This is a genomic window from Aliiruegeria lutimaris (genome assembly GCF_900099935.1).
In the GTDB taxonomy this organism is placed as follows: Bacteria; Pseudomonadota; Alphaproteobacteria; order Rhodobacterales; family Rhodobacteraceae; genus Tropicimonas; species Tropicimonas lutimaris.
On record NZ_FNEK01000017.1, the window covers coordinates 82,037 to 93,391 of the forward strand.

At 63.9% G+C, this 11,355-nt stretch carries 10 protein-coding genes; 8 read left to right on the forward strand and 2 right to left on the reverse strand.

Annotation, left to right across the window (positions count from 1 at the left end):
- Window positions 1-4: 4 nt before the first annotated feature.
- Entirely contained in the window at window positions 5-475 is a 471-nt protein-coding gene (locus tag BLR85_RS10130; RefSeq protein WP_093154962.1) for a MarR family winged helix-turn-helix transcriptional regulator, read from the reverse strand.
- A 152-nt stretch (window positions 476-627) separates the two neighbouring features.
- Window positions 628-1,926, reverse strand: a complete 1,299-nt coding sequence (locus tag BLR85_RS10135; RefSeq protein ID WP_093154964.1) for a DUF3422 family protein — start codon at window positions 1,924-1,926, stop codon at window positions 628-630.
- Window positions 1,927-2,079: 153 nt separating this feature from the next.
- Between BLR85_RS10135 and BLR85_RS10140 the strand changes: the two genes are divergently transcribed.
- The 8 genes from BLR85_RS10140 to BLR85_RS10175 form a co-directional block, all read left to right on the forward strand.
- Window positions 2,080-3,042 carry an NAD(P)-dependent oxidoreductase gene (locus BLR85_RS10140; protein ID WP_093154967.1) on the forward strand — a complete coding sequence of 321 codons (963 nt, stop codon included), beginning with the start codon at window positions 2,080-2,082 and terminating at the stop codon, window positions 3,040-3,042.
- Window positions 3,043-3,257: 215 nt separating this feature from the next.
- On the forward strand, window positions 3,258-4,388 hold the full coding sequence (gene lptF / locus BLR85_RS10145) for an LPS export ABC transporter permease LptF (protein ID WP_093154970.1): 1,131 nt from the start codon (window positions 3,258-3,260) through the stop codon (window positions 4,386-4,388).
- Window positions 4,385-5,491 (forward strand): LPS export ABC transporter permease LptG, encoded by a 1,107-nt coding sequence (gene lptG, locus BLR85_RS10150; protein ID WP_093154972.1) that lies wholly within the window; start codon window positions 4,385-4,387, stop codon window positions 5,489-5,491. Before lptF ends, lptG begins: the two co-directional genes overlap by 4 nt.
- On the forward strand, window positions 5,491-7,659 hold the full coding sequence (locus tag BLR85_RS10155) for an LPS-assembly protein LptD (protein WP_093154975.1): 2,169 nt from the start codon (window positions 5,491-5,493) through the stop codon (window positions 7,657-7,659). Before lptG ends, BLR85_RS10155 begins: the two co-directional genes overlap by 1 nt.
- An 87-nt stretch (window positions 7,660-7,746) precedes the next feature.
- Window positions 7,747-8,988, forward strand: coding sequence for a peptidylprolyl isomerase (locus tag BLR85_RS10160; protein ID WP_093154978.1), 1,242 nt, complete (start codon window positions 7,747-7,749; stop codon window positions 8,986-8,988).
- Window positions 8,988-9,968 (forward strand): 4-hydroxythreonine-4-phosphate dehydrogenase PdxA, encoded by a 981-nt coding sequence (gene pdxA / locus BLR85_RS10165; RefSeq protein WP_093154981.1) that lies wholly within the window; start codon window positions 8,988-8,990, stop codon window positions 9,966-9,968. The genes BLR85_RS10160 and pdxA overlap by 1 nt, the downstream gene beginning before the upstream one ends.
- Window positions 9,969-10,001: 33 nt before the next feature.
- Window positions 10,002-10,856: a 16S rRNA (adenine(1518)-N(6)/adenine(1519)-N(6))-dimethyltransferase RsmA gene (gene rsmA / locus BLR85_RS10170; protein WP_093154985.1), complete on the forward strand. Its 855-nt coding sequence runs from the start codon at window positions 10,002-10,004 to the stop codon at window positions 10,854-10,856.
- A 242-nt stretch (window positions 10,857-11,098) separates the two neighbouring features.
- The coding region (locus BLR85_RS10175; protein WP_139188350.1) for a helix-turn-helix domain-containing protein at window positions 11,099-11,355 on the forward strand (257 nt) is incomplete at its 3' end.

The following is an 11,355-nucleotide window of genomic DNA, read 5'->3' on the forward strand; positions in this document are numbered from 1 at the left end:
GTGGTTACAGGGCGCTCCGATCGCGTCGGAGAATTTGCGGCAACGGATGATCGTACACGTCGAGAAAACGTTCAAGCAGTTCGGAGAGTTTTTCCCACTCCGCCGCCCCCATGCGGGCGCGCACCTCCTCGTCGATCTCCTGGGCCATGGGAGCGCAATCCGAGACAATCTCCCTGCCCTCCTCTGTCAGCGTCAGGCTGATCGCGCGGCGGTCCGTTTCGGGAATGTCCCGCAGCACGAGCCCTTCGCGCACAAGGCGGTCGACATAGCGCCCGAAAGTGGTCGCATCGTAGCCGAGGGAGTCGGCGCAGAGCCCCTGCCGGATGCCGGGATTGCACCCGATCACGAACAGCACCCCGAGATAGGGTGGCTTGATCTCGGTTTCGCTGCCCACCCTGCCATCGAGCCGCCGCGCGAAACGCGCGGCAACCTGCAGGAAGAGACCGGGAAAGGAATCAGTAGAAGGTATCGACATGGGAGGATCTAGGAGTGGTTCGCTTGTTACGGGCGCGTGCTATGACCAATCGATCAAAAATTCAATGCGACGGACAGCCCGATTTGTGCTGAAATTCCCGAGACCTATCCAAAAGGCCAAGGTTGGGCCGAAAAAATCTGCCTGACGTTTCGTCAATGCATGCCTTTTCTGATCCGCCGGATCATCATGAAGACCAGCAGCACGACCGCCGGTGTCAGCAGCGCGGTGGCCAGCCCCTTGGACATGCCGAGCGGTTCGTAGAGCGGATAGCTGGCATAGCTGACGAGGTTCAGCGCGTAGTAGCTGATGGCGACGACCGACAGCCCCTCGACCGTCTGCTGCAACCGCAAAGCCAGGTCGGCCCGGCGATCCATGCTTTCCAGAAGGCGCTGGTTCTGCGCCTGTCGTTCCACATCGACCCGCGTGCGCAACAGGTCGCCCGCCCGCGCGGCGCGTTCGGCCATAGCCCGAAGCCGCTGCTCGGTGGAGCGCACGGTCCGCATGGCCGGATCGTAGCGCCGGGTCATGAATTCGGTGAAGGTCTGCCGCCCTTCGAAACGAGACTCGCGCAGCACGTCGATGCGGTCATGCAGGATCGCCTCGTAGGCCGCCGTTGCCCCGAACCGGAAGGAGGAACTGGCCAGAAGGCTTTCCAGCTCGGCGGAGATTTCCAGAAGCTGGTCCAGCGACTCGTCGGCCGGGCTGTTTTCGCCGGTCAGATCGCTCATCAGGTGGGTCAGGCGGGCATCGAGCGTGCCCATCCGCTCGCTCAGCTCACGCGCTCGCGGCAGGCCGAGCAGCGACATCGCCTTGTAGATCTCGATCTCGGTCAGCCGCTGCACGATCCGCCCGGTTCGGCGCTGGCTGATATCGGGGCGCACGAACACCGCAAAACGCATGTGACCTGCGGTGTCGATGCGGAAATCGCCCGCCAGCACGGCGGCGTCGTCCAGTACCTGTGCCGCCGCGACACTCTCGGAGACGAACCATTCGGAGAGCTTGCGGGCGACTCCGGCGTCGTCCTCGTCCAGCTTCTCGATCCGGATCATCGCCGAAGTCATCCGCGCGCCCGGCGCCTCGGCCAGCCAGTCTGCTGGCAACAGCTCGTATTCAGAGGCGTCGAAGGGGCGTTCCTCCAGCCCGTCGATGAAGAGCGTGTAGGTCGTGAACTCCGTGTGGCATTCCCACTTGAGCTTGTGCCGCCCCAGCTCACCGAACCAATGCGTCGCGCCGGGCTTGGGATGATCGGCCCCGAAGCGGTCCAGCAGCGCGATCAGGTGGGCACGGTCCAGCGACTTGTCGCGCGCGGCCGCATCGCGCGGCGCCTTGAGCGCAAGAAACAGCGCGTGCGCAGGCGCATCCAGCGAGGGAAAGGGCCGGGCATGCATTTCGTTGGCCAGCTCGAACCGGCGGGGATGATCGGCCAAAGGGGCGCGTGTCTCGGGTGTCATGGCGCCAATAAACCCTCTGGCGACAAGGCTGTAAAAAGAATTCTGGGCATTCCTTGGCATACCGCCGCAGCGACGGCCCGATGTCGCAGACAGGCGGTTTTCGGCCCGGCAATGCCCGTTTCATCGGGAGGAACACTCAGGGAGGCGGGTATCATGAAGATCGGTTTCATCGGGTTGGGCAATGTCGGCGGCAAACTTGCCGGCAGCCTGCTGCGCAATGGCCATGAATTGGTGGTGCGCGATCTGGACGCCACGGCGATGGCGCCTTTCGTTGCGCGCGGTGCGGCGGCGGGCGACAGCCCCGCACAGATGGCGCGCGACTGCGAACTGCTCATCACCTGTCTGCCAAGCCCGTCGGCCTGTGCCGCCGTGATGGAAGGGCCGGACGGGCTGCTGAAAGGGCTTGGCGCGGGCAAGATCTGGGCCGAGATGTCCACCACTGATTCCGGCGAGATCGTCCGCCTGGCGGCACTGGTGCGGGCCACGGGCGCCGAAGCGATCGAATGTCCCGTCTCGGGCGGCTGCCACCGCGCCGATACGGGCAATATCTCGATCTTCGCCGGTTGCACGCGCGAGAGTTTCGAGCGCGTCCTGCCCGTTCTGACCACGCTTGGCCGGCGCGTGCTGCACACGGGCGATATCGGCACGGCCTCGGTGCTCAAGGTTATGACCAATTACCTTGCCACCGCCAACCTGGTCACTCTCTGCGAGGCGCTTGTCACCTGCAAGGCAGCCGGGATGGACCTTGCCACGACCTACGAGGCGATCCGGATTTCCTCGGGCAATTCCTTCGTGCATGAAACCGAGAGCCAGGTGATCCTGAACGGCTCGCGGGACATTTCCTTCACCATGGATCTCGTGAACAAGGATATCGGCCTGTTCCAGGCGCTGGCCGACATGCACGGGGTGCCGCTCGAGGTCTCGCCGCTGCTCAACCGGATCTTTCAGGACGGCGAGGCGCGCTATGGCGGACGGGAGCTGTCGCCCAACATCATCCGGCGGCTGGAAGAGGCCACCGGGCTCGACATCCGCGCGCCGGGTTTTCCCGCCGAGATGGTCGATGACGAACCCGAGGAACCGGGATACGAGGTGCGCCCACGGGGCCGGGATGGCTGAGCCGCGGCAGCCGGCTTCGCACCGGACACCGGCAGTTTCGATTCTCTCGGGGCCCTCAAGACGCCACACGCAGATGCATCCGTGTAACGTTCCCCGAAATTCACACGCTAAAACGGCGGAAATCCAAGCAAACTGCCGCATTCCGAAATCGGCAGGTTCCTTCGTCCCGTCGAATTCTGTAACTCGAAGGGAAACCGACAAACAGGCCATGCAACGTGAGAAGATTCGACCGATATTTTACCTATCAGCTGATGGTACTCTTCGGCTTTTTCTCCTTGGTGCTGGTCTCTGTCTACTGGATCAACCGGGCGGTGATTCTGTTCGACCAGATTCTCTCAGATGGCCAGTCGGCCGGAACCTTCTTCACCCTGACCCTCTACACCCTGCCCAACGTCGTGCGCATGGTTCTGCCGATTTCGGCTTTCGTCGCCTCGGTCTATGTCACCAACCGGCTGACCACCGAGAGCGAGCTTGTCATCACCCAGGCGGTCGGCATGTCGCCCTGGCGTATGGCGCGGCCGGTTTTCATTTTCGGCCTGTTTGCCTCGCTCCTCATGGCCATACTCGTGCATTTCCTCGTGCCGACCAGCCGCATCCAGATGGCCGAGCAAATGCAGGAGTTGGAGGCCGACATCGCCGCCCAGATGCTGACTGAGGGACGATTCCTGCATCCCGCGCGCGGCATCACCTTCTATATCCGCTCCATCGAGCGTGATGGCGAGATGCGGGACGTCTATCTCTCCGACGCCCGCACCAAGGGCACCCGCACCGACTACCTCGCGCCGAAGGCCTACCTGGTGCAGGACGAGAGCGGTCCGAAGCTGGTCATGCTGGGCGGCGCCGCCCATACGTTCGACGTCCAGAACAGGCGCCTGGCCATCACCACGTTCGACAGCTTCACCTACAATGTCGGCGCCCTGATGACGAACTCGGGACGCAGCAAGCGCGACCTTCGGGAATTCGACACGCTGACGCTGTTCAACCCGACCGAGGAAGACCTGGACAGCGCACGCGGCGACAGGGCGCGCTTCCTCTACGAGGGGCACCTGCGCATCGCGCAGCCCTTCAACCCGCTGATCGTCACCCTCATGGGCTTTTCCGCGCTGATGCTGGGCGGATTCAGCCGATTTGGCGTCTGGCCACAGATCGGCCTCGCGGTGGCATTGATCATCCTGTTGCAGGCAGCCGAGAACGTCACCGCCGATATCGCGCGGCGCGATGCCACGCTCTGGCCGCTGGTCTACCTGCCCAGTGCGCTCGGCGTAGTGGCAACCTCGACCATGTTGTGGATCTCCAGCCGGCCACCGCTTCTGAAGCGTGCCAAACGTCCGGAGGCGACCGCATGAAGCTGCAATTCTACGTCGCCCGGAAATTCCTGTGGATCACCGCCGGCCTCTTCGCGACCTTCGCCATCTTCATGATCCTGCTCGACATGGTCGAACAGATGCGCCAGTTCGACGCCGCCGAGCTGTCCTTTTCCGGCGCGTTGCTGCTGTCGAGCCTGTCGGTGCCGGAAACGCTTTATCTCATCCTGCCGCTGATCGTGATGTTGTCCACGTTGGCGCTGTTCCTGTCGCTGGCGCGCACCTCGGAGCTCGTGGTCATTCGCGCCGCCGGCCGCTCGGCCATTCGCGCGATCATCGCCCCGGTGATGGCTGCCTTCGTCGTTGGTGTTCTCGGCGTCGTCATCATGAACCCCATCGTGGCCGCGACCAAACACGCCTATGAGCAACGCGCGGCGGATTTCTCGGGCAAGGGCGGCTCGACCTTCTCCGTCAGCCGCGAGGGGCTCTGGCTACGGCAGGGCGACACCGAGGGGCAGACCGTCATCCATGCCGAGCGCGCCAACCACGATGGCTCGGAGCTTTACAACGTCACCTTCGTCACCTTCGGGCCGGACGAGGACGGCAACAGCACGGCGCAGCGCCGGGCGGACGCGAAGTCGGCCGCGCTCGAGCTGACCGGATGGAACCTGACCGACGTGAAGGTCTGGTGGCTGGAGGAAGAGAACCCGGAATCCGGCGCGATGTTGCACGAAACGCTGTATATCCCCTCGAACCTTACTCAGGAACAGATCCGCGACAGCTTCGGATCGCCCTCCTCAGTGCCGATCTGGGATCTGCCGGCCTTTATCGAGGAGCTGGACAATGCCGGCTTCTCAGCGCGCACCCATCGCGTCTGGTTCCAGATGGAACTCGCCCTGCCCTTCTTCATCGCATCCATGGTGCTGATCGGCGCGGGCTTCACGATGCGCCATACGCGGTTCGGACGGACCGGCCTTATGGTCCTTCTGGCGCTCCTGATGGGCTTCGGCGCCTTCTTCATCCGCAACTTCGCCCAGATCCTCGGCCAGAACGGGGATATCCCCGTAATGCTTGCGGCCTGGGCCCCGCCCGCCATCGCCTTCCTGATGTCGCTGGGCCTGCTTCTGCACACGGAGGACGGCTGATGGGCGGGTGGAAGGACATCCGGATTCGCCATTTAGCCGGGGCTGCGCTGGCGCTCGCGATGCTGGGCGGCGCGGGGGCGGCATCTGCGCAGGACGGGCAAGCCCTGTCCTCGACCCTGATCGCCGACCGCGTCTCCATCGACGCAAACGGCGTTCTGGTGGCCAGCGGCAATGTCGAGGCGATGCAGGGCGATTACCATCTCAAGGCGAGCCGGATCACCTACGACCCCAACAGCGAGAGCCTCGACATCGAGGGTCCGATCATCCTTCAGGACGGACCGAACTCGGTGGTGCTGGCCGATAGCGCGCAGCTTTCGACAGACCTGCGCGAGGGCTTGCTGGACTCCGCCCGCGTGGTTCTGGACCAGCAGTTGCAGATCTCGGCGGTGGAACTGCACCGCGTCTCCGGCCGCTACAACCAACTCTACAACACCGTCGCCTCCTCGTGCGAGGTCTGCGCCAAACGCCCGATCCCGGTCTGGCAGATCCGCTCGAAACGGGTCGTGCATGACCAGGAAGAAAAGCAGATCTATTTCGATCACGCCTTTTTCGAAGTGCTGGGCGTGCCCGTCTTCTATGCGCCGCAACTCCGCCTGCCCGATCCGACACTGGAACGTTCTCGCGGCTTCCTGACCCCCTCGATCCGCAACACCAGCGACCTCGGCACCGGGATCAAGCTGCCCTATTTCATCCCGCTCGGCCAAAGCAAGGACGTGACGCTCACGCCCTATGTCTCGGCCGGAACCGGATATACGCGGACATTGGAACTGCGCTACCGGCAGGCCTTCCGCCGAGGGTATTTCGAGATGAACGGGGCGGTCAGCAATGACAGCCTGCTCGAAGACGAGCTTCGCGCCTATGTTGTCGGCAATGGCTATTTCAGCCTGCCTCGCGAGTATTTCCTGAGCTTCGATATCGAAACGGCCAGCGACGAGGATTACCTCAACGACTATGACTACAATTACGGCAAGGACCGGCTCGACAGCGCCGTGACGGTGCAGCGGATCCGCAAGGACAAGCTCTTCAAGGGCGAGGTCATCTTCTACGAGTCGCTGCGCTCGGAAGACAATAACAATTACCAGCCCTACCGGGTGACCGATATCAACTTCAATCGCCGGATTGTGCCTGCCTATATGGGCGGCATTCTCAGCCTCGGCTTCGACTTCCACGGTCACCAGCGCCGTTCGGAAGAGGACGTGCTCGGCCGTGACGTCGGCCGCCTCTCCGGAACCGCCGACTGGAAGCGAAACTGGATCGGTCCCGCGGGGCTGCTCTTCGGCGCGGAAATGGGCACGTTCCTCGATCACACCGCGGTCTCCCATGACAGCAATTACGAGTCCTCGGTCACCGAGTTCCTGCCGTATGGCGTGGCGGAAATGCGCTGGCCGCTGATCCGGCAGGGCGGTGCCACCACCCACGTGATCGAACCCGTGGTGCAGCTTGTCTGGAGCCGTGAAAGCGACGAGGACACGCCGACCGACGAGAGCACGCAGCTCGAGTTCGACTCCGGCAACCTGTACTCGCTCTCCCGCTTCCCGGCCCCCGACGAACGCGAAGAAGGCTTGCGCGCCAATCTCGGCCTCAGCTGGACGCGTTCGGACCCCACCGGCTGGTCCATGCGCTGGACCTTTGGCCGCATCCTGCGATCCGAGGATCTCGGCCAGTTCGACGGTTACGCGATCTTCGACGGAGCCGAATCCGACTGGCTGGGCGAGGTCCTGTTCGACCTGCCCAACCGGCTTTCCGTCGCCAACCGTGCCACGTTCGACGACAATTTCGATTTCACCCGCAACGAGCTGCGGCTCGATTGGAACAGGGACAATTTCGATATCGGCACGAGTTTCATCTGGCTGGAAGATAATATCACTGAATCCCGCTACTACGACACGCAGGAATGGACTATCGAGGCGGATTGGGACGTGAACGAGCGGATCTCCACGACGCTCGACTGGCGTTACGACATGACGCTGGACCGTGCCGCCTCGACCGAGATCGGCCTGGAGTACCGGACCGAATGCGTGGACTACGATTTCGCCTTCGAGCGGAGCTACAGCGATTACGACCAGACATCGCCGGATACGAGTTTCTCCTTCCAGGTCAACCTGGCAGGCATCGGAAATACGGGAAAGGGCCGCACGCGACCGGTCAGGCTGGGCTGTCGTGGCTAGAGCGGCTTGTCGGGCCGCGTCGGCTGTCCTAGAACGCGAGAGACCACGGCGGAACGCCGGCGGCAGGCAGGAGCGAGGCAAAGCGCAATGATCCGAGAAATACTTGCGGGTGGAGCAAAGCTGGCAGCGCTGGCGTTGGCGGCAGGCCTGTTCCTGACAGCGGGACAGGGCGTTGCACAATCCGGCAACCCCTTTGCCCCGGTTGCCTATGTCAATGACCGCGCGATCACCAATTTCGAGCTCAGCCAGCGCATGACCCTTCTGGGCCTGTTCCGCACCCCGGGCGATATCCGGCAGGTCGCGCTGGACCAGCTGATTGATGACCGCCTCAGGCTGGACGCGGCAGAGTCCGCGGGGATCAACCTCCCGCAGGAAGCGATCAATGCCGGCATCGCCGATTTCGCCGAGCGGGCCAACATGGAGCCGGAGCAATTCATCCAGGCCCTCGAAGGCTCCGGCGTTGCGCAGGAAACCATGCGCGATTTCGTGAAAGCCGGCCTTGGCTGGCGCGAATTGGTGCGCGGCAGGTTTGGCCAGCGTTCCCAGATCACCGAGGCCGAGGTCGACCGCGCCCTCGCGGAGAACGGTATCGGCGGCGCCGAGGTCGAGCTTGCCGAGATCCGCCTGTCCGCCGGCACGAGCGAGCAGCGCGCCCGCGCGGAGCGGCTCGCGCTGGATCTTAGCCAGACGATCCGCGGCCGCGAGCAATTCGCCGCCGCCGCCAAACGCTATTCGGACGCCGGCTCCGCCTCCAATGGCGGCCAGACCGGCAGGATTATCAACGTCGACACGCTCTCGCCCGAACTGCGGGAAGAGGTCCTGTCGATGAGCGTTGGCGGCGTGAGCGACCCGATGGACGAGGGCAACGCGATTGCCGTCTACCAGCTGCTCGGCATTCGGGAGACAGAGGCGAAAACGCCTGCCGACCGCTCCATCAAATTCGCCGAATACCTGATCCCGGGCGGACGGAGCGAGGCCGCGTTGAGCGAGGCCGCGAAGATCGCCGGAAAGGTCGAGCGCTGCGACGATTTCTACGGGATCAATCGCAAGAACGCCCCCGAGCGCCTGATGATCCACACCAAGCCGGTGAACGAAGTCCCCGGTGACGTGGCAAACGAGCTGGCCAAGCTGGACGAAGGCGAAGTTTCGGCCTCGCTTACCCGAGGCAGCAACCTGCTGATGGTCATGCTGTGCTCGCGCACGCCCGCCGTCGAGGATGCCGCGAACCGCCAGTTCGCGCGCCGCCAGCTGTTCTCGCAGCGCCTCGCCACCTTTGGCGATGCCTACTTGGCCCAGCTCAAGGCGGATGCCATCATCCGGTACCCGTAATGGCCCGCCCCCTGCCCCCGGTCATGACTTGCGGCGAGCCGGCCGGCGTCGGCCCGGAAATTGCCGCGCGCGCCTGGAACGAATTGCGTGACAGCCTGCCTTTCGCCTGGATCGGAGATCCTGCGCATCTGCCCAAGGGCACCGACTGGTCCGAAATAGCCGAACCGGCCGAGGCGCTCACCGTCTCGGCCACGACGTTACCGGTCCTCGTCCATCGCTTTCCCGGCCCTGCCATTCCGGGACAGCCCAAGGCCAGCAATGCCGCCGAGGTCATCGCCGTGATCGCCCGCGCGGTCGGGCTTGCCCAACAGGGACGCGCCGGTGCCGTCGTGACCGCCCCGATCAACAAGAAGGCCCTGCAGGACGGGGCCGGCTTCGCCTATCCCGGGCACACGGAATATCTCGCGGCCCTTGGGGGCGTCGATCACGTGGTGATGATGCTCGCCTGCGAGGCGCTGCGTGTCGTGCCGACGACGATCCATATCGCGCTGAACGAGGTCCCCAACACTTTCACGCCCGCGCTGCTCGCCCGCACGATCCGCATTACCGCCCAGGCCTTGCAACAGGATTTCGGCATTGCCGTCCCCTGGCTGGCCGTGGCCGGGCTCAACCCCCATGCCGGTGAAGGCGGCGCTATGGGCTACGAGGAGCTGGAATGGATGTCGCCGCTGCTCGACGAGTTGCGCGGCGAAGGCTTCGAGCTGATCGGCCCGCTGCCGTCGGACACGATGTTCCACCCCGAGGCCCGCGCCCGCTACGACGCCGCCATCTGCGCCTATCACGACCAGGCCCTGATCCCGATAAAGACGCTGGATTTCGCCCGTGGCGTGAACGTGACACTCGGCCTGCCCTTTATCCGCACCTCGCCCGATCACGGCACCGCCTTTGACATTGCCGGAAAAGGCATCGCCGATATCCGCTCCACCGTCGAGGCGCTGCGCATGGCCGACCAAATGGCCGCGCGCCGGGCGGCGCTGTGAACCTGCGGCCGCTCGAAGCGAGGAAGGAATCAGATGAGTGCGATTGACGGCCTGCCACCGCTGCGAGAGGTGATCGCCTCCCATGGCCTCGCGGCCAAGAAGTCGCTGGGGCAGAATTTCCTGCTCGATCTGAACCTGACCGCCCGGATCGCCCGCATCCCGGGAGACCTGTCACAGGCCAGCGTTCTGGAAGTCGGCCCCGGACCGGGCGGGCTGACCCGCGGCCTGCTGGCCGAGGGGGCTGGGCATGTTCTGGCGATCGAGAAAGACTCCCGGTGCCTGCCGGCGCTGACTGAAATCTCAGAAGCCTATCCTGGGCGACTGGAAATTCTCGAAGGCGATGCGCTGGAGATCGACCCGCTGGACCATCTGCCGGCCCCTATCCATGTCGTGGCAAACCTTCCCTATAACGTAGGCACCGAACTGCTCATCCGCTGGCTGACGCCGGAGAGCTGGCCCCCCTACTGGTCTTCGCTGACGCTGATGTTCCAGCAGGAAGTGGCCGAACGGATCGTGGCCCAGCCCGGCGACAAGGCCTATGGCCGCCTCGCGGTGCTGGCGCAATGGCGCTGTGAAACACGTGTCGCCCTGCGCCTGCCGCCCGAGGCCTTCACGCCGCCACCCAAGGTACATTCTGCCGTGGTCCATATGCGTCCGCGCCCCACCCCGCTCTATGACGCCGACCCGGAGACTCTCAGTCACGTCGTCGCCGTGGCCTTCAACCAACGCCGAAAGATGCTGCGCTCCGCATTGAAAGGGCTGGGCGGAGACGTGGAAGCGCTGCTAACGGAAAGCGGCATCGCCCCCACAGAACGGGCCGAACGGGTTTCCATCGAACGTTTCGCCGCCCTCGCTCGCGCCTTCGCGGCCCGCGAGGCCGCTTCGTAGCTAAAAAAGGGGGGGCGCTGCCCCCCGCGCTCAAAAGCGCGCTCCCCCCAGGATATTTCCAGTCAGAAGACTGCACAAGACCGCGTTTTCTTCTGACCCGAAATATCCCTTGCGGAGCAACGATCCGAAGGATCGTTCCTGCGTGTTCCCAGACTAGAGCGTTTCGCGGCCTATCTGATTCAGGCTTCCCAGATTGGTTGTGATGTGATTCCCTTCTGTTGAGGCAGATATAGGGGTCTCAGATGGGCAAACCACATCCAATAGAGCTACGCGAGCGCGTCGTCGCTTTTGTCGATGAAGGTCACGGGCACCGCGAGGCGGCGCGGCACTTCCGGGTTTCGCCGAGATTTGTGAACGATCTGATCAAGCTGCGGCGGGAAACCGGATCACTGACACCACGACCGCAAGGTAACGGAGGTGGTCACCGCAAACTGGCCGGCGTGACCGGCTGGATTGAGGCGCGCATCGCCGACAAGGGAGAGATCACACTCGGCGAATT